Source organism: Streptomyces sp. NPDC005648 (assembly GCF_040605395.1).
Lineage (GTDB): Bacteria > Actinomycetota > Actinomycetes > Streptomycetales > Streptomycetaceae > Streptomyces.
Map to the genome: position 1 here is coordinate 36085 of NZ_JBEXCS010000032.1, position 19191 is coordinate 55275.

15 protein-coding genes are annotated in these 19191 nt (G+C 69.6%); 8 read left to right on the forward strand and 7 right to left on the reverse strand.

Annotated features, from left to right (window positions below; all coding sequences use genetic code 11):
• Positions 1–27 precede the first annotated feature (27 nt).
• The 4 genes from ABZT17_RS19975 to ABZT17_RS19990 form a co-directional block, all read right to left on the reverse strand.
• Positions 28–936, reverse strand: coding sequence for an amino acid ABC transporter permease (locus ABZT17_RS19975; protein WP_356350650.1), 909 nt, complete (start codon positions 934–936; stop codon positions 28–30).
• On the reverse strand, positions 933–1601 hold the full coding sequence (locus ABZT17_RS19980; protein ID WP_356350652.1) for an amino acid ABC transporter permease: 669 nt from the start codon (positions 1599–1601) through the stop codon (positions 933–935). Before ABZT17_RS19980 ends, ABZT17_RS19975 begins: the two co-directional genes overlap by 4 nt.
• 126 nt (positions 1602–1727) lie before the next feature.
• Positions 1728–2567 carry a glutamate ABC transporter substrate-binding protein gene (locus tag ABZT17_RS19985; protein ID WP_356350705.1) on the reverse strand — a complete coding sequence of 280 codons (840 nt, stop codon included), beginning with the start codon at positions 2565–2567 and terminating at the stop codon, positions 1728–1730.
• A gap of 61 nt (positions 2568–2628) precedes the next feature.
• A complete protein-coding gene (locus tag ABZT17_RS19990) occupies positions 2629–3405 on the reverse strand; it encodes an amino acid ABC transporter ATP-binding protein (RefSeq protein WP_356350653.1) in 777 nt (258 codons plus the stop codon).
• A gap of 285 nt (positions 3406–3690) precedes the next feature.
• Between ABZT17_RS19990 and ABZT17_RS19995 the strand changes: the two genes are divergently transcribed.
• On the forward strand, positions 3691–4377 hold the full coding sequence (locus ABZT17_RS19995) for a response regulator transcription factor (protein WP_356350654.1): 687 nt from the start codon (positions 3691–3693) through the stop codon (positions 4375–4377).
• Positions 4378–4386: 9 nt separating this feature from the next.
• A complete protein-coding gene (locus ABZT17_RS20000) occupies positions 4387–5787 on the forward strand; it encodes a HAMP domain-containing sensor histidine kinase (RefSeq protein WP_356350655.1) in 1401 nt (466 codons plus the stop codon).
• Positions 5788–5874: 87 nt separating this feature from the next.
• Here ABZT17_RS20000 and ABZT17_RS20005 read toward each other — a convergent pair whose 3' ends face one another.
• Entirely contained in the window at positions 5875–6873 is a 999-nt protein-coding gene (locus tag ABZT17_RS20005; RefSeq protein ID WP_356350656.1) for a TAXI family TRAP transporter solute-binding subunit, read from the reverse strand.
• A gap of 97 nt (positions 6874–6970) precedes the next feature.
• On the opposite strand from ABZT17_RS20005, the gene ABZT17_RS20010 reads away from it, so the two are divergent.
• On the forward strand, positions 6971–7405 hold the full coding sequence (locus ABZT17_RS20010) for a MazG nucleotide pyrophosphohydrolase domain-containing protein (protein ID WP_356350657.1): 435 nt from the start codon (positions 6971–6973) through the stop codon (positions 7403–7405).
• A gap of 15 nt (positions 7406–7420) precedes the next feature.
• Here the strand turns inward: ABZT17_RS20010 and ABZT17_RS20015 are convergent, their stop codons facing one another.
• Entirely contained in the window at positions 7421–10318 is a 2898-nt protein-coding gene (locus tag ABZT17_RS20015) for a SpoIIE family protein phosphatase (RefSeq protein ID WP_356350658.1), read from the reverse strand.
• 166 nt (positions 10319–10484) lie between these two features.
• Between ABZT17_RS20015 and rutA the strand changes: the two genes are divergently transcribed.
• Positions 10485–11552: a pyrimidine utilization protein A gene (gene rutA, locus ABZT17_RS20020; RefSeq protein WP_356350659.1), complete on the forward strand. Its 1068-nt coding sequence runs from the start codon at positions 10485–10487 to the stop codon at positions 11550–11552.
• A 108-nt stretch (positions 11553–11660) separates the two neighbouring features.
• Entirely contained in the window at positions 11661–12080 is a 420-nt protein-coding gene (locus ABZT17_RS20025; protein WP_356350660.1) for a plastocyanin/azurin family copper-binding protein, read from the forward strand.
• A gap of 49 nt (positions 12081–12129) precedes the next feature.
• Here the strand turns inward: ABZT17_RS20025 and ABZT17_RS20030 are convergent, their stop codons facing one another.
• Complete coding sequence (locus ABZT17_RS20030) at positions 12130–13107, reverse strand: ABC transporter substrate-binding protein (protein WP_356350661.1); 978 nt, start codon at positions 13105–13107, stop codon at positions 12130–12132.
• Between the two features lie 262 nt (positions 13108–13369).
• Between ABZT17_RS20030 and ABZT17_RS20035 the strand changes: the two genes are divergently transcribed.
• From ABZT17_RS20035 to miaB, 3 genes are all read left to right on the forward strand, one after another.
• Complete coding sequence (locus tag ABZT17_RS20035) at positions 13370–14359, forward strand: aldo/keto reductase (RefSeq protein ID WP_356350662.1); 990 nt, start codon at positions 13370–13372, stop codon at positions 14357–14359.
• Between the two features lie 697 nt (positions 14360–15056).
• Positions 15057–17465: a spherulation-specific family 4 protein gene (locus tag ABZT17_RS20040; protein ID WP_356350663.1), complete on the forward strand. Its 2409-nt coding sequence runs from the start codon at positions 15057–15059 to the stop codon at positions 17463–17465.
• A 193-nt stretch (positions 17466–17658) separates the two neighbouring features.
• Positions 17659–19188: a tRNA (N6-isopentenyl adenosine(37)-C2)-methylthiotransferase MiaB gene (gene miaB, locus ABZT17_RS20045; protein ID WP_356350664.1), complete on the forward strand. Its 1530-nt coding sequence runs from the start codon at positions 17659–17661 to the stop codon at positions 19186–19188.
• Positions 19189–19191: the final 3 nt, after the last annotated feature.

The window sequence follows — 19191 nt, forward strand, 5'->3', positions numbered from 1 at the left end:
GGTCATACGAGGTGACTGGTCATCAGATCATACCGAGGCGCCACCCGCACCGGTCCCGAAGCCACCGCCCACCGCGGCCGGGTTGACCTCCACCGTGTCCTCGGTGAGCACCGCGCCCGTGCCGCGCTTGCTGCGGCGCAGCCTGCCCTCGAGCCAGCTCGCGAAGCTGGTGAGGATGAAGTTGACGACGATGAAGATGATCGCCACCACGATGAAACTGGGGATGACGTTGGCGTAGTTGGCGGCCAGTGTGCTGCGCGAGTTGAGCAACTCGGTGTAGCCGATCATCACACCGCCCAGCGCGGTGTCCTTCACGATGACCACCAGCTGGCTGACGATGGCCGGCAGCATGGCCGTGACCGCCTGCGGCAGCAGGATGCTGGTCATCGTCTGGCCCTTGCGCAGACCGATCGCGTACGCGGCCTCCGTCTGCCCCCTGGGCAGCGCGAGGATGCCGGCGCGGACGACCTCGGCGAGGACCGAGGCGTTGTAGAGCACCAGACCGGTGACGACCGCGTACAGCGGCCGCTCCTCGGTGGAGACGCCCGTCGAGCGGGCGTAGAACTCGTTCGCGAACAGCATCAGCAGCAGCACCGGGATCGAGCGGAAGAACTCGACCACGACGCTTGCCGGCACCCGCACCCACCGGTGGTCCGACATCCGGGAGATGCCGAAGAACGCGCCCAGGGGCAGCGCGATGACCATGGACAGGGCGGCGGCCTTCAGGGTGTCGCCGAGACCCGGCAGCAGATACGTCGTCCACGCCTCGGAGGTGGTGAACGGCTGCCACAGGGACCACTTCAGCTGGCCCTTGTCGTCCATCTTCTGCCACACCCACCACAGGGCGAGGGCGAACAGGACGACGAAGACCACCGAGAGGAGGACGTTGCGCCGCTTGGCGTTCGGGCCGGGAGTGTCGTAGAGGACGGAACTCATCGCTTCACCGCCAGTCGCTTGCCCAGCCAGCCCAGGAAGAGGCCGGTGGGCAGGGTCAGTACCACGAAGCCGAAGGCGAAGACCGCGCCGATGAGCAGCGTCTGTGCCTCGTTCTCGATCATCGTCTTCATCAGGTACGCGGCCTCGGCGACGCCGATCGCGGCCGCCACCGTGGTGTTCTTGGTCAACGCGATCAGTACGTTGGCCAGCGGGCCGATGACCGAGCGGAACGCCTGCGGCAGCACGACGAGCCGGAGTGTCTGGCTGAAGCTCAGCCCGATCGCCCGGGCCGCCTCGGCCTGTCCCAGGGGCACCGTGTTGATGCCGGACCGCAGCGCCTCGCAGACGAAGGCCGCGTGGTAGGCGACGAGACCGAGGATCGCGAGCCGGAAGCCCTGCGCCTTGAAGTCGTCGGCCGCGCCCAGGGTCATGCCGAAGATGTCGGCCAGACCGAGCGAGGTGAAGACGATGATGACCGTCAGGGGGATGTTGCGGACGATGTTGACGTAGACGGTGCCGAACCCGCGCATGAGCGGGACCGGGCTGACCCGCATCGCGGCCAGCAGAGTGCCCCAGACCAGGGAGCCGAGGGCGGAGAGGACGGTGAGTTTCACCGTCATCCAGAACGCCCCCAAAACGTCATAACCTTGAAGAAAGTCGAACACGATCTCCCGCGCTTCCGGGTGTGTGGCGTACGAGGAGGGCCAGGCCCCAGCTCGGGCGGGCCGCCGCCGTGATCGCGGTGGGCGGCGGCACGCCCGAGGAACCCTGCGTGGCTGGGTCTGCCTGCCTTACTTGACGATCTGGCCGATCTTCGGCGCCGGCTCGTACTTGTAGTTGGACGGGCCGAAGTTCTTCTCGACGTCCGTCTTCCAGGTGCCGTCGCTGACCATCGTCTCCAGCGCCTTGTTGATCTTGTCGAGGGTCGCGCTGTCGCCCTTCTTCACGCCGATGCCGTAGTTCTCGTTGCTGAGCTTCAGCCCGGCGAGCTGGAACTGGCCCTTGTACTTGTCCTGCGAGGCGTAGCCCGCGAGGATCGAGTCGTCGGTGGTCACCGCGTCGACGGCGCCGCTCTGCAGGCCCGCGATGCACTCCGAGTAGCCGCTCAACTCCTTGAGCTGGGCCTTCGGGGCGATCGTCTTCTGGACGTTCTGCGCGGAGGTCGAGCCGGTCACGGAACACAGCCGCTTGCCGTTGAGGTCCGTGCCCTTGGAGATGTCCGAGCCCGACTTCACCAGCAGGTCCTGGTGGGCCAGGAAGTACGGGCCGGCGAAGTCGACCTTCTGCTTGCGCTCGTCGTTGATCGAGTACGAGGCCACGATGAACTTCACGTCACCACGGGCCAGCGCGTTCTCACGGTCGGCGCTCTTGGTCTCGACGAACTCGATCTGGCTGGGCTTGTAGCCGAGCTTGCCCGCCACGTACGTCGCCACGTCCACGTCGAAACCGGAGAAGGAACCGCTCGGCTCCTTCAGGCCGAGACCGGGCTGGTCGTACTTGATGCCGACCTTGATCTTCTTGCCGCCACCGGAGGAACCACTGTCGTCGCTGTCGCTGGACCCGCACGCCGTGGCGGCCACGGCGAGGGCGAGGACGGCGGCCGAGGCGGCGGTGACCTTGCGGAGCTTCATCATGAACATCCTTTGGCTGGTGAAGAGATGGGGGCCGTCGCGGGCGGAACGGGGCGGAGCGTCAGTGGTGCAGGATCTTGGAGAGGAAGTCCTTGGCACGGTCGCTGCGCGGGTTGCTGAAGAACTGCTCGGGCGTGGCCTCTTCGACGATCCGGCCGTCGGCCATGAACACCACGCGGTTCGCGGCCGATCGCGCGAAGCCCATCTCGTGGGTGACGACGATCATGGTCATGCCGTCGCGGGCCAGCTGCTGCATGACCTCGAGGACCTCGTTGATCATCTCCGGGTCGAGCGCCGAGGTCGGTTCGTCGAAGAGCATGACCTTGGGTCCCATGGCCAGCGCCCGCGCGATCGCTACACGCTGCTGCTGACCGCCGGAGAGCTGCGCGGGGTACTTGTCGGCCTGCGTGCCCACGCCCACGCGGTCCAGGAGCGTGCGCGCCTGCTCCTCGGCCTGCTTCTTGTCGGCTTTGCGGACCTTGATCTGGCCCAGCATCACGTTCTCGAGCACGGTCTTGTGCGCGAAGAGGTTGAAGGACTGGAAGACCATTCCGACGTCGGCCCGCAGCCGGGCCAGCTCCCTGCCCTCCTGGGGCAGCGGCTTGCCGTCGATGGTGATCGTGCCCGAATCGACGGTCTCCAGGCGGTTGATGGTGCGGCACAGGGTCGACTTGCCGGACCCGGAGGGCCCGATGACCACGACGACCTCGCCGCGGGCGATCGTCAGGTCGATGTCCTGGAGTACATGCAACGCGCCGAAGTGCTTGTTGACACTCTTCAGAACGACCAGCTCGCCGGTTGGGACCACATCGTTCTTGGCCACCGATACTTCGGTCATCGCTATCGGGCTCCGTCCTCCTCGGTTTCGGAGGACAGTAATGACGGGCCGCGACCAGCGTCATTACATCTGAGGGAGATCTGAGCATCACGATCCGATAGCAATCGGACACGTGTTGTGGCACTTGCGAGCGCAACCCGTATCGGCCGGGTAACGGAACCGGCGCGCAACCGGAACCGGCTTGACGCCGTCCTCGTCCATCAGCGTGACTGCCTTGGTGCACGCGCGCGTGGACGCGTTTCTACCCATCCTGTTGGTACGGCCGATGAACCGAAGGAGGCCCGGATGAGACTGCTCCTCGTCGAGGACGACAACCATGTCGCCGCCGCTCTCTCAGCGGTTCTGGCACGGCATGGTTTCGACGTCACGCACGCGCGCAGCGGCGAGGAGGCCCTCCAGGCACTCGTTCCGGAAGGCGCCGGCTTCGGTGTCGTCCTGCTCGACCTCGGCCTGCCCGACCAGGACGGCTACGAGGTCTGCGGCAAGATCCGCAAGCGCACCAGCACCCCGGTCATCATGGTCACGGCCCGCTCCGACGTCCGCTCCCGCATCCACGGCCTCAACCTGGGCGCCGACGACTACGTGGTCAAGCCGTACGACACCGGTGAGCTGCTCGCCCGCATCCACGCGGTCAGCCGGCGCACCGCCCACGAGGACGCCGAGGCCGGTGGCGAGAGCGCGCTGCGCCTGGGCCCGGTGCTCATCGAACTGCCCACCCGCCAGGTCAGCGTGGACGGTTCGGTCGTCCAGCTGACCCGCAAGGAGTTCGATCTGCTCGCCCTGCTCGCACAGCGTCCCGGGGTGGTCTTCCGCCGGGAGCAGATCATCAGCGAGGTGTGGCGCACCAGTTGGGAGGGGACCGGACGCACCCTGGAGGTGCATGTCGCCTCCCTGCGCGCCAAGCTGCGCATGCCGGCCCTGATCGAGACCGTACGCGGCGTCGGCTACCGGCTCGTCGCCCCGGCCTCGTAACGTGCACGGGTGCGTACCCGACTCCTCCCGCTGCTGATCGTCCTGATGGCGGCCGTGCTGCTCGCCCTCGGCATCCCGCTCGCCGTGAGCGTGGCGGCGGCCCAGCAGCAGAAGGTGGTCGTCGACCGGATCGACGACACCGCGCGCTTCGCCGCGCTCGCCCAGTTCGTCACCGACGCCTGCAGTTCCACGGCCACCTCCACGGACGAGCGGCTCTCCACCCTCAGCAGCGAACTCACCAGCTACTACGGCGTCTACGGCATCCGTGCCGGGGTGTTCTGCCGTACCGACATCCCCATGGCCATGGCGCCGTCGACCTTCTTCCTGCCCCGCGAGGGCGAGGTGCGCGAGGCGTTCGACGAGGCCAAGCTCAGTCGCCGCAGCCACGACCCGAAGCAGGTGTGGCCCTGGCAGCGCAACCGTCTCGTCGTCGCCTCGCCGGTGATCCGGGACGGCGACGTCGTCGCGGTCGTCGTCACCGACTCGCCGACCGGACCGATGCGTTCGCGGATCCTGCACGGCTGGCTCGTCGTCGGGCTCGGTGAGATCGCCGCGATGCTGCTGGCGGTCGGTGCCGCCCTCCGGCTGACGGGGTGGGTGCTCAGGCCGGTTCGTGTCCTCGACACCACCGCTCACGCGATCGCCAGCGGCCGGCTGAAGTCCCGGGTCGCCGCGGCCGGCGGGCCGCCGGAACTACGGCGCCTGTCCCAGGCGTTCAACGAGATGGCGGACAACGTCGAGGACGTGCTCGAGCAGCAGCGCGCCTTCGTCGCCGACGCCTCGCACCAGCTGCGCAACCCCCTGTCGGCGCTGCTGCTGCGGATCGAACTGCTCGCGCTCGAACTTCCGGAGGACAACGAGGAGATCGCATCCGTCCGTACCGAGGGCAAGCGCCTCGCCGAGGTCCTCGACGACCTGCTCGACCTCGCCCTGGCCGAGCACACCGAGGCCGACCTCCGGGTCACCGACATCGGCGCGCTGACCGCCGAGCGTGTCGCCGCCTGGACCCCGACCGCCGAGGCCAAGGGGGTCCGGCTGGTGGCCGACTGCCCGCCGACCACCGCCTGGGCCGACCCCGTCACCCTCTCCAGCGCCCTGGACGCGGTGATCGACAACGCGGTCAAGTTCACGCCGGAGGACCAGTGCGTGGAGGTGACGGTCGTGGCCGACGGCGCCACCTCGACGGTCGTCGTCAGCGACAGCGGCCCCGGCCTGACCGACGAGGAGCTCGCCCGCGTCGGCGACCGCTTCTGGCGCAGCGGCCGCCACCAGAACATCAAGGGCTCCGGCCTCGGTCTGTCCATCTCGCGCACCCTCCTCGCGGCGGGCGGCGGCACCCTCTCCTACGGCCATCACGAGCCGCACGGACTGACGGTCACGGTGTCGGTGCCGAGGTCGCCGACGCCCTAGCCGGCGGACTGGCGGCGGATCCGGCCTCGCGGGCCGCCGCCGACTCCGCGCGGGATGTTGTCGGCTGCCGTAGGCTCACCGCCCGCCCTACGGCTTCACCGACCGGTAGTAGCGCCGGGCGCCCTCCTGCAGGGGCAGCGGGTCGGTGTAGATCGCTGTGCGCAGGTCGACGAGCTGGGCGGAGTGGACATGGGCGCCGATCTCGTCACGGCTCTTGATCACGGTGCGGGTCACCCACTCGGTGAGCCGGGGACTGATGTCCTCGCGCGTCATCAGCAGGTTGGCGACCGCGATCGTCGGCACGGCGAGACCGTTCTGGATGCTGGGGTAGGCCGACTCCGGCATGTTGGTCGACCGGTAGTAGCGGGTGGCGCCGCCCTGCGCGTGCAGCTTGGCGACGAGATCCGCGCCGATGGGCACGAACCGGAAGGTGAAGGAGTCGGCGAGCTTCGCCAGGCCCTCCGTCGGCAGCCCGCCCGACCAGAAGAAGGCGTCGAGCTTGCCCGCCTTCAGCCGCTCGGGCCCGTCCGCGATGCCGTAGGAGCTGGGCGTGATGTCCTTCCCCGGATCGATGCCGGCCGCCGTGAGGACCCGGTCGGCGATCAGTCGCACACCCGAGCGGGTCGGCCCTATGGCGACCCGCTTGCCGCGCAGGTCCGCGACCGAGCGGATGTCCGAGTCGCGCGGGACGACCAGCTGCACATAGTCGTCGTAGAGCCGGGCGACCCCGCGCAAGCGGTCGGCACCGGGCTGGTGGCCGAGTATGTACGTCTCCACCGCGTCGGCCGCGGCGATGGTGAAGTCGGCCCCACCGGTCGCCACCCGCTTGACGTTCTCCTGGGAGCCGTCGCTCGTCTGCAGCTCCACCGTGAGGCCCGGCATGTCCTGGCGGAACGCCTTGCGCAGCCGCTGGCCGTAGTCCTGGTACACACCGGCCTTGGTCCCGGTGCTCAAGGTGATCGTTCCGCTCGGCGGGGCCTCGCCCAGGGGCAGCAGCCACCACAGCAGCAGGCCGACCACGACGAACCCGGCGGCCGCGCCCTGCAGGGCCCGGCGCCTGCTGACCCGGCGGAACACTCTCGACATGCGGGCGATCCTGCCAGCCGGGACACGATGGTGACCAGGGCGGCCGGCCCGGCCGCAGGGCAGGGTGACTGTCAGTGGCGATCGCTAGAGTCGCCGTATGAGCTCATCGCCCGCCGACCTGGTCCGCCAGTTCCACCTCGCCTTCGGCCTGGACGCCCCTGCCACGCCGACCGAGGTCTCTCCCCGGCTGGCCGCCCACCGCGGTGAGCTGCTCGCCGAGGAGGCCGCGGAGGTCGCCGAGGTCTCGGTGAGCGGCCCGCTGGACAGACTGGCGCACGAGCTGGCCGACGTCGTCTACGTGGCGTACGGCACGGCCCTCGTGCACGGCATCGACCTGGACGCGGTCATCGCGGAGATCCACCGCTCCAACATGACCAAGCTGGGCCCCGACGGCAGCGTCGCGCGCCGCGCCGACGGCAAGGTCCTCAAGGGGGAGCACTACCGGGCGCCGGACGTGTCTGCGGTGCTGGAACGGCAGGGGTGGATACCGGACGGGGGAGTGAGCTGCCACGCCCCGGCCCACTCGCCCTGACCGGCTGGGCCGCGGCTATATGTCCCAGTCGCCGTCCAGCCCGGCCGCGTCGAGGAACATGAACTCCAGCGTGTCCTCCCGGTCCGGCCCCTCCCCGGCCAGCAAGGGCTGCTCGGCCCAGATGCACTTGCCGCTCGGGGTGTAGCGCGCACCCCACCGACCGGACAGGGCCGCGATCAGCTGCAGACCGCGGCCGCCCTCGTCGGTCTCGGTGGCGCGGCGGATGCGGGGCATGGTCTGGCTGCCGTCGTAGACCTCGCAGACCAACTCGGCGCCGTACAGCAGTCGAAGCCGGACCGGGCCCCTGGCGTGGCGGACGACGTTGCCGACCAGTTCGCTGGCCAGGAGTTCCGTGGTGGGCACCAGGTCGTCCAGGTCCCAGGTGCTGAGTTGGTCGCGGATGTGGCGGCGGGCCAGGCCGGCCGCCTTCGGGTCGTCCGGCAGCGGCCAGGAGGCCATCCGCTCGGTGGGCAGGGCGTGCAGCCGGGCGACCAGGAAGGCGGCGTCGTCGGCGGCCTGCTGCTCGGTGGGCAGCAGACCGGCCGTCAGGGTGTCGCACAGCCGCTCCAGGTCCACCGCGGTCCCGTCCCGGTGGGCCGTGCCCAGCAGCCGTGCCAGCTCCGCCATGCCCTCGTCGATCTCCCGCTTCGCCGACTCGACCAGCCCGTCGGTGTAGAGCACGAGCAGGCTGCCCTCGGGCACCTGGAGGTCGACCGTCTCGAAGGGCGGCTCGGCCGCCCCCAGCGGTGGGTCGGCGTCCGGCTCCGGGAAGTGCACGCTGCCGTCGGGGTGGACCAGGGCGGGCGGCGGATGCCCGGCGCGGGCCAGGGAGCAGCGCCCGGTGGTGGAGTCGTAGAGCGCGTACAGACAGGTGGCGTACGACGTCTCGCCCATCCCGGCGACGATGTCGTTGAGGTGGCCCAGGATCTCGCCGGGCGGCAGTTCGAGGTCGGCCAGGGTGTGCACGGCGGTGCGCAGCCGGCCCATGGTGGCCGCCTCCGGCAGCCCGTGACCCATGACGTCACCGACGACGAGCGCGACCTGCCCGCCGGAGAGCGGGATGATGTCGTACCAGTCGCCGCCCACGTCGGCGCCCTGGCCGGCCGGGAGATAGCGGGCGGCGGCGGTGCACTCGGGCAGGTCGGGCAGCGCCTGGGGGAGCAGACTGCGCTGGAGTTCGCGGGACCGGGTGTGCTCGGCGTCGTAGAGCCGGGCCCGCTCCAGGGACTGGGCGACGAGCGCGCTGATCGTGGTCAGCAGGGCGCGCTCCTCGTCGGTGAGCCGGCGCGGCCGGTCGAAGGAGACGATGCACACGCCGAAGGTGTGCCCGGACGCCGTCAGCGGCAGGAACGCCCAGGCCCGTTTGCCGGAGCGCTCGGGCAGGTCTCCCAGCGCGGGATAGCGCGCGACGAACTCCTCGGGCGAGGACAGGAACATCGGTGTGCTGGTCTCGACCGGGTCCCACATCGGGCCCTTGAGCGACCGGGGGAGGCCGTCGACGAAGTCGAGGAAGGCGTCGGAGTAGCCCGTGGCGCCCACATGGTGCATCCGGTCGCTCTCGATGACCTGGACCATGAGCCCCGTGGCGGCGAACGGCGGCAGCACGCGCCGGGCGACCGCGTCCACCACGTCCTGCGAGGTCGTGGCCTTGGCGAGCTCCGTGGTCAGCTCGGCGATACGCACGGCCCGTTCGGCCGCGGCCCGCTCGGAGGCCTGGCGCTCCTCCGCCAGCCGCCGCTTCTCGGTGACGTCCTGGAAGTAGAGGGTGCGCCCGTCGGGCCCCGGGACCAGCCGGAGATGGAACCGCTGCCCGGAGTCCGGCAGATGGACGTCGAAACCGGCCGGCTTCTCCTCGGCCGCGGCCCGCAGACAGTGGACCTTCAGGCCCGGGATCCGGCGCGCCGAGGGCAGCGCCCACAGCAGGCGTCCGAACAACTGCTCCTCCGAGAAGCCCAGGAGCCGTTCCGCCTCCAGATTGGCGAAGGTGATCCGCCACTCGTCGTCCACCGCGAGAAAGCCGTCGCTCATGTGTCTCAGGGCCCGGCTGAGCGCGTCCCGCGCCCGGCGCGACTCGTTGCTCTCCCAGCCCACGCCGATCATCCGCAGTGGCTCGCCCCGGTCGTCGTACGTCGCCCGGCCGCGGGCCTGGGTCCAGCCGAACGTGCCGTCCAGGCGCCGTACCCGGTACTCGGCCTCGTAGACCGTGCCGTCGAGGATCGCCTGCTGGGCCGCCGCCAAAGTGGGTGCCAGGTCGTCGGGGTGGACGATCCGCATCCAGTCCTCGATCCGGCCGGTGTAGTCGGCCGGCCGGGTGCCGTACAGCTCCAGTGCCGCCTCGTCCCAGATCAGCTCGCCGGAGCGGATGTCCCAGTCCCAGGAGCCGACCCGGACCTCCTTCAGGGCCTGCCGCAGCCGCTCGCCGTGGAACTCCGACCGGTCGGGTCCGGACGGCGGCGGCGCCTGGGCGATACGGTCCTCGGTCCAGGCGACCACGGCCCGGAGGAACTCCCACTGCTCCTCGGTGGGCTCGCCCGGCTCGCCGGTCAGGACGGTCAGCGCGCCGATGCTGCGCTTCCCGCTGAACAGCGGCAGGCCGGCGAGGCCGGTGCCGGGCCAGTCCGCCGGCGGCTCGGGCGCCACGGCGTCCATCGGTGTCCACAGGCCACTGCCCTGATGGAGGGCGCGGGCCGGGGGCAGCGGTCCCTCCTGGTCGACGATCTCCCAGGAGCGGGTCAGGGCGGGCGGCAGACCGACCGACGACACCAGTCGCAGGGCGGACATCGGGCCGCGCAGATGGATCGTTCCGCCCAGCGCGCCGAGCTCACCGACCGCGTGTCCGAGAGCCAGCCGGAAGACATCGCTCTCCGTCACTCCGGGGGCCACTGTGCCGAGGAGAGCGAGCCGTGCGTTCATGCTGGGAACTTATCGTTCCCCTTTTAGTTCGAAACCTGTTTCACGGATTCTCGCCATCCGTCTCCTGTTCTTCTCCTGTCCTGCCCCTGTGGCAACGGCCGGTCACGCAGGGAGAGTTGACCGGGCATCCGGTGTACACGTCGGTGACGCGGGCAATTCTCCGATCATGGACATCGGTGTCTTCATCCCCATAGGCAACAACGGTTGGCTCATATCCAAGAGTTCCCCCCAGTACCTGCCGAGTTTCGAGCTGAACAAGGCCGTCGTACGGAAGGCCGAGGAGCACGGGCTCGACTTCGCCCTGTCGATGATCAAGCTCAAGGGGTTCGGCGGCGAGACGGAGTTCTGGGACCACTGTCTGGAGTCGTTCACCCTGATGGCCGGCCTGGCCGCGGTGACGGACCGGATCAAGCTGTACGCCTCCACCCCGATCCTCGCCCTGCCGCCGGCGATCGTCGCGCGCATGGCGGTCACCGTGGACTCCATCGCCCCCGGCCGCTTCGGCGTCAACATCGTCACCGGCTGGGCGCCCGGCGAGTACGCCCAGATGGGCCTGTGGCCCGGCGACGAGCACTTCGGCAACCGGTACGCGCGTGCCGTCGAGTACGTCACCGTGATGCGCGAGTTGTGGCGCGACGGCGTCAGTGACTTCAAGGGCGCGTTCTACGAGATGGACGACTGTGTGCTGTCCCCGCGCCCGGCGAACGGCCACATCGATGTCGTCGCCGCGGGGCAGAGCGGTACCGGGATACGGTTCGCGGCCGAGCACGCCGACTACAACTTCATCCTGGGCAGCGGAGTGAACACCCCGCTCGCCTTCGCGGACACCGCCGCGAGCCTGGTCGAGGCGGCCGGGGAGAGCGGCCGCGACGTCGGGGCGCTGTCCCTCTTCATGGTCATCGCGGACGAGACCGACGAGGCGGCCCGGGCCAAGTGGCAGGAGTACCACGACGGCGCCGACCACGCGGCGCTCGCCTACATGGCGGGGGAGTCCGCCACCGACACGAGCGCCGACGACTCCTCGACCGCCCGCACCATCGTGCTGCCCGAAGGCGCCGTGAACTTCAACATGGGGACGCTGGTCGGCTCGTACGAGACCGTCGCGGGGATGCTCGACGAGATCGCCGCGGTGCCCGGGACCAAGGGGATCATGCTGGTCTTCGACGACTTCCTGGAGGGCATCGAGAACTTCGGCACCCGCATCCAGCCGCTGATGGAGTCACGACGGGCGTGAATGGCTGAACAACGTGACCCATGCGTTCGTATCCCCCATAGAGGGCCTCTCGACACAGAAAGAGACAAGCCCGACGTCTCACGGGCGGCCCCGAAGGGGATGAGCCAGATGGTGATCGCGAAGCGGACCGCGCTCCAGGCCACGGCGCTGGGGTTCTCCGCCGCCCTTCTCGTGGCCGCCTGCTCCAGCGGGGGCGGAGGAGGTGGCGGAAAGGCCGCCGAGAGCACCGGAGCGGCCAAGGCGGGCTCGGGTACGAAGGTCACGGTGACCGAGACCGAGTACGCCCTGAAGCTCTCCCGGAGCGCCTTCGCGCCGGGCGTGTACACCTTCACCGCCGACAACAAGGGCAAGACGACGCACGCCCTGGAGGTGGACGGCCCCGGGGTGGCGGACGTGAGGACCCAGAACATCCAGGGCGGGCAGCAGGCGTCCGTGACGGTGACGCTGAAGAAGGGCACCTACAAGGTCTACTGCCCGGTCGACGGACATCAGCAGCTCGGCATGAAGACGACCGTCACGGTGTCATGAGAGACGACCGTCAAGGCGGCATGAGGCATGAGGGAAGACGGCCAAGGGGTCATGGGAACAGCGCGTCCAGATCGGGCTTCTTGCCGCCGAAGAGGCCGTCCCGCTCGCTCAGGGAGGCCAGTTTCCGCAGGGAGGCCATATCCACCCGCGGGGGCCAGCTGGGCAGGGCGAGGTTCTTCAGGACATCGCCGCTGATCTTGGTGTACGTGGTGAGGGCCTGGCGTGCCTCGTCGGGGTGGGCGGAGGCGTAGCCCAGGGACTCGTTCATCGCCTCGGTGAACCGCTTGACCAGGCCGGGGTTCTGCTGGGCGAGCCTTGTGGAGGTGAAGTACGTCGCCACCGTCAGCTTCGGGTCCGTCTCCTCGAACGGCGAGGCGACGACCCGCGCGCCCTGCGCCTCGGCGATGGTCTGGGCGGGCTCGGCCATCCAGGCGGCGTCGACCCGGCCGCCGTCCAGGGCGGCGGGCATCTGGTCGAACGGGATCTCGACGAACCTGACTTCGCCCGGGTCTCCGCCGGCCAGCCGGACCGACTCGCGCACCGTGGTGTCCCCGATGTTCTGCAGGGTGTTCACGGCGACCGAGTGTCCGGCGAGGTCCTTGGCGGACTTGATGGGGCTGTTCTTCTTGACCAGCACACCGGTGACGTCGTGACCCGCCTTGCCGTTGGAGGCGGCGCCGTTGGCCACGGACTCGATCGCGATGCCCTTGACCTGCGCGAGCATCAGGGACGTCGTATTGCTGAAGCCGAACTGGTACTGCCCGCTCACCACCCCGGGGATGATCGCCGCTCCTCCCTGCGCGGTCACCATCCGCAGCTTGATGCCCCGGCTGCCGAAGAACCCCTTCCGCTGCCCGAGGTAGAGCGGGGCCACGTCGACGATCGGGATGACGCCGACCTCGACAGTGGTGGTCCCGCTCCCGTCCGAGGCGGAGGGGCCGCTCGACCCCGAGCCGGAGCCACCGCACGCGGCTGCGCCGGCGACCATGATCAGCACTGTGACTGTCCCGCGAACGCGCCGTCGCATGGGACCTCCAGACGGAGAACCGGGCGGTTGACGTTGTGCAGATTGCTGGCGGCCGTAATCTACTCGCCCACTGACGGACTGTCAGTGCCCGGGACGCCGGAGGTTGTTCCCGTGGGGGGAGGTTGTTCCCGTGGCGGGCGCGCCGGAGCGTGGGGCGGGTGCGCCGGGGCGTGCGGCGGGCGTGCTGTTGAAGAACCCCGGGGCCGTGTAGTACCGGTGTGACCGGACGGAAGTAGAAACCGCTTACGAGGGGAAACGCAGCATGCGTATACGTCGACTCGGCCGCAGCTCCGTCGAGGTCACCGAACTGGGCTTCGGCGGAGGCCCGCTGGGCGGGCTGTTCGCGCCGCTGGACGACGACACCGCCGCAGAGGCCCTGGCGGAGGCCTGGGACAGCGGTATCCGCTACTTCGACACCTCGCCCCACTACGGCATCGGGCACTCGGAGCGCCGTATCGGCGAACTGCTGCGGAGCAGGCCGCGGGCGGAGTCCGTGCTGTCGACGAAGGTCGGCCGGCTGCTCGTGCCCCAGGACCCGGCAGGCCGTATGGACGAGGCGTTCGCCGTACCGGCCACCCACCGCCGCGTATGGGACTTCACCCGCGAGGGCGTGCTGCGCAGCGTCGAGGACTCGCTGGCCAGGACGGGCCTCGACCGGATCGACGTGCTGTACCTGCACGACGCCGAGCGGCACTTCGAGGCCGCCCTGCGTGAGGGTTTCCCGGCCCTGGCCGAGCTGCGCGCGCAGGGAGTGGTCGGCGCGATCGGCGCGGGCATGTACCACCCCGGCAAGCTGGCCACGCTGGTGCGGGAGACGGACCCGGACGTGGTGATGCTCTCGGGGCGCTACACGCTGCTGGACCACAGCGCCCTGGACGAGCTGCTGCCCGTCTGCGTCGACCGCGGGGTCTCCGTCCTGGCCGCCTCGGTCTTCAACTCCGGCCTGCTGGCCACGGACCGCCCCGCCGAGGGAGCCCGCTTCGACTACGCCCCCGCCGGGCCGGAGCTGCTGGACCGGGTGAACCGGATCGCGGACGTCTGTGAGGCGCACGGCGTGACCGTCCCCCAGGCCGCCATGGCGTTCCCTCTGCTCCACCCCGCCGTCACCGGGATCGTGGTCGGCATGCGCTCCGCCGACGAGGTACGGCGCAACGTCGCCGCCTTCGAGGCCGGGATTCCGGCGCGGCTCTGGTCCGACCTGCGCGGCGAGGACCTGCTGGACGAACGGGTCCCGATCGGCGCGGCGCGGTGAGGACGCGGATCCGGGGCTGCTCCGAGAACGGGTGACCCACCCATGTCCGAGCCCGGTCGGCGCCAGTCGCCGTTCGATCCGCTTTCGCCGTCCTCAGGAGCAGACTTCGACGGGCCCCGCGCTCCACGGTGCCGGCCACCGGAGCGTGGGGGTCCGGATGTGACGGCGCCGTTCCCGACCGGACGGTTCGAGGCTTTGCCGAAGTTATGTCTGGGGATGTTCGGCGGACTCGCCCCCAGGGTGTCCGGTCGGATCCGGCGAGGTTGCCCGATGGAGCAGAAGCTGATGTCCGTGCGTACCGGGCAGAGCCGTCCGGCAGGGCAGAGGAGGACTTCCGTTCGGGCGGGTGGGGCCTGTCCGGTCGGCTCTCCCGTGGCGTTCACGATTTTGTGAACTGTCGGATTCCGGCACATTCTTGATCTGCACCGGTCAACGCGGCGTGGGTTCCGCGAGGGGTACCGGTGCACCCACGTCCCGGCCTTCGGGAGCGGCACTCTGGCCGCCTTGCCCGTGTCACGCCGGTGTGAGAGGGCGGGCGGGTCCTGCCGGTCCGTGCTCCCCGTCCTGGCTGCGACATCTGTGCTGCCGAAAGAGGAAATGCTCCATGTCACATCGTCAGCGGCCGTTACGCCTGAACCGAACACGGTCGAGAAACGGCCTACGCGCGATTCTGTCGGCCCTCTCGTTCGCCTTGGCCGTGTTCGGACTGTCGGCCCCCGCCGCCTCGGCGGCGACCAGCGGCACCTGCGGAATCGACGTCGACGCCGCGACCGGTTTCTCGACCACCCAGTCCGACGGTTTCGGGGCGACCTTCCGCATGGGCTGCGCCTCGAACGCCCCCTCTGACCTGGCCGCGCTGACCACCAGCGGCAACGACGTCGTGGTGTCGGTCGACATCACCGGCGGCGACGCGTCGGCGAAGATCAAGGAGGCGGTCGACGCCTTCCACACCGCCCATGACGGCGGGCAGATCCTCAGCCGGTACGCCGACGCCCAGGCGAGCAAGTACGACCTGCACCTGTACGACGGCGACACCAGCGTCAGCGGCGTCACCTTCGACGGGAACGTCTACGCCAAGGGCAACAGCATGGTGTTCGTGGTGCCCGCCGCGCAGGTGTCCACCACCGCGAACTGGTGGCAGAAGCTCATCGGCACCGCCGCCTCCTGGGGGATCGGCGTGGTCGCCGGAGCGGCGTGCCTGACCATCCTCAGCACCGGCGGCCCTTTCGTCGCCCCGGTCTGCGCAGCCGTCATGGGCTTCGCCATCGGTTTCTCCGGTGAAATGATCCAGAACGTCGGCTTCGACGGGCGGCCGATCGGCAGCAGTTCGGTGCTGGCCGAGGCCTTCGCCGTCGGCCTGATGAGCGCTGTCGTCGGCGGAGCGGGCGGCACGGTCCTCGAATGGGCCACGAAGGGCAGTCTGGCGCTCACGACGACCATGCAGACCTCCCTGAAGAACCTGGCCGCGAAGCTGAACATCTTCTCGAAGCCGCTCAACGCCATCGCCGACGCCCTCGCGGGTTTCGACCCCGCCCTCATCCAGGCCATCCGCCAGCGGGTCGGCGGCGCCATCGGTCAGCAGATCGCCGTCGCCTCGTACATCTACCCGACCGACAGCGCGTGGACCCGGCTGATCAACTCACCCACCGGCAAGACCAGCGTGGTGGTGGCCAACGTCCTCAACGGACCCGGTGCCGAGAAGAACAGCGCCTGGGGTGACGTCATCGACAAGGCCGCCGCGTCGGGCAAGAAGGTGCTCGGCTATGTCGACACCGGCTACTTCGGGCTGGCCGACGGGCGCGCCACCCGACTGGGTTCGACAAGCCCCGCGGACTGGACGCAGCAGATCGAAGAGGACATCAACTCCTGGTACAGCCTGTACGGCAGCTCCATGGGCGGCATCTTCTTCGACGACGGCTACAACGAGTGCGGCTCCGGCAACCAGGTCCCGTCCTGGTACACGGAGGTCAACGACTACGTGAAGCGCAGCCACCCCGGCGCGCTGACCGTCCTCAACCCGGGCACGATCGTTCCGCAGTGCTACGAGGGCACCGCCGACGTGCTGCTGACCTACGAGGGCGACTACACCGGATATGTCGGCACCAACTCCAACGCGGCCCTGAACTACAAGGACCTGGGCTGGACCCCGAAGAGCTCCTCGGAGATCTGGCACATCATCTACGGCGTGAGCGCCGACCACGTCGCGGAGGTGGCCGCCAAGGCCAAGGACCGCGGCGCCGGATACGTCGAGATCACCGACGACACCCTGTCCAATCCGTACGACACACTGCCCGCGGACAGCTACTGGAACGCCGAGCAGAACGCGGTCGAGGGCGGCACCCCCACGGTCGCCGGTGCCAGCGCCTACGCCGGCACCACCAACACGCCCGTTGCACCGGCCAACCTGACGGTGAAGTCGTACGACTACACCTCGGCGACGCTCACCTGGGGGGCCTCCGCCGGTGCCGCCCGCTACAAGATCAGTGTCAATGGTGTGATCACGACCGTTCCCGGCTCGATGACGAGCGCGACGGTCGGCGGGCTGACGCCGGGCGGCTCCAGCTACGAGATCAGGGTGATCGCCCAGACCGGCGGTGGCACCGACTCGGCGCCCAGCAACACCGCCGTGGTGAAGACCCTGGCGCTGCCCGGCGGGAAGACCGTCACCAACGTCAGGGTCTCCGCGACGGCGACGACCGCCACGATCTCCGCGGACTTCCTGGTGCCGTACTCGTTCCGCCGGCTCTACTTCTGGACACCGACCCTGGGCATCACCGGCTGCCAGGGCGGGGCCGCCTGGACCATCAACTACAGAACGGACTCCTACGTCTGCGGCTACTACATGGTGGAGGGCACCACCCTGTACAGGTACACCGGCACGGCGAACTCCCAGTGGTCGTGGGCGCCGTACGGCACCGTGACCATCAGCAGGAGCGGTTACACCTACACCTGGAACGTCCCCTACGGAACCTCCGGAGGGGTGTCCGCGGACCACGTCGTGCTCCAGGCCGAGGGATACAACCCGCTCGTCAACTACTTCACCCCGTGCAGCGAGTTCTCTCCCACCCTCGGTCCCGACGGCAACGGACGCTACTGCGCGTCCTGACCCGGTCCCGACCTGCATGACCGACCGGCGGGCCGGCGCTTCGGCACCGTCCCGCCGGTCTCCGTCAGTGGCTCGATCGCCCCACCGGTCCGGGGGGCGGGAAATGCGTGCAGGTGGCGAGGTGACCGCCAGTTCCTCCAGTGCCTCCCGGAGGCCGACGCCGGGGGCGTTCACGACCGCCTACCCTTGACCCATGACCATCAGCAGCGACCGGAGCCCGGCAGTGGACGTTCAGTCACCCAAGACATACGAAGTTCGCACTTACGGGTGCCAGATGAACGTCCACGACTCCGAGCGATTGTCCGGACTGCTGGAGGACGCGGGCTACGTCCGAGCCCCCGAGGGCTCCGACGGCGACGCGGACGTCGTCGTCTTCAACACCTGCGCGGTCCGTGAGAACGCCGACAACCGTCTGTACGGCAACCTGGGCCGCCTCGCCCCCAGGAAGGCCTCGCGGCCCGGGATGCAGATCGCGGTCGGCGGCTGCCTCGCGCAGAAGGACCGGGACACCATCGTGAAGAAGGCGCCCTGGGTGGACGTCGTCTTCGGTACCCACAACATCGGCAAGCTCCCCGTGCTGCTGGAACGCGCGCGCGTGCAGGAGGAGGCGCAGGTCGAGATCGCCGAGTCGCTGGAGGCGTTCCCGTCCACCCTGCCGACCCGGCGCGAGAGCGCCTACGCGGCCTGGGTGTCGATCTCCGTCGGCTGCAACAACACCTGCACCTTCTGCATCGTCCCGGCCCTGCGCGGCAAGGAGAAGGACCGCCGCACCGGCGACATCCTGGCCGAGATCGAGGCCCTGGTCGACGAGGGCGTCTCCGAGATCACCCTGCTCGGCCAGAACGTCAACGCCTACGGCTCCGACATCGGCGACCGCGAGGCCTTCAGCAAGCTGCTGCGCGCCTGCGGCACGATCGACGGCCTGGAGCGGGTGCGCTTCACCTCCCCTCACCCCCGCGACTTCACCGACGACGTGATCGCCGCGATGGCGGAGACCCCGAACGTGATGCCGCAGCTCCACATGCCCCTGCAGTCCGGCTCGGACACCGTCCTGAAGGCGATGCGGCGCTCCTACCGCCAGGAGCGCTACCTCGGGATCATCGAGAAGGTGCGTGCCGCCATGCCGGACGCGGCGATCTCGACCGACATCATCGTGGGCTTCCCCGGCGAGACCGAGGAGGACTTCGAGCAGACCATGCACGTGGTCCGCGAGGCCCGCTTCACCAACGCCTTCACCTTCCAGTACTCCAAGCGCCCCGGTACCCCCGCGGCGACCATGGACGGCCAGATCCCCAAGGAGGTCGTGCAGTCGCGCTACGAGCGTCTCGTCGCCCTCCAGGAGGAGATCTCCTGGGACGAGAACAAGAAGCAGGTCGGCCGCACCCTGGAGCTGATGGTCGCCGAGGGCGAGGGCCGCAAGGACGGCGCCACCCACCGTCTCTCCGGCCGCGCCCCCGACAACCGCCTGGTCCACTTCACCAAGCCCGACCAGGACGTCCGCCCCGGAGACGTCGTCACGGTCGAGATCACCTACGCCGCCCCGCACCACCTCCTCGCCGAGGGCCCCGTCCTCGATGTGCGCCGCACGCGCGCGGGTGACGCGTGGGAGAAGCGGAACGAGGCGGAGACGGCGAAGCCGGCGGGTGTCATGCTGGGCCTCCCGAAGATCGGGGTGCCGGAGGCGCTGCCGGTGGCGGCGGGGAGCGGCTGCGGCTGCGACTGACCG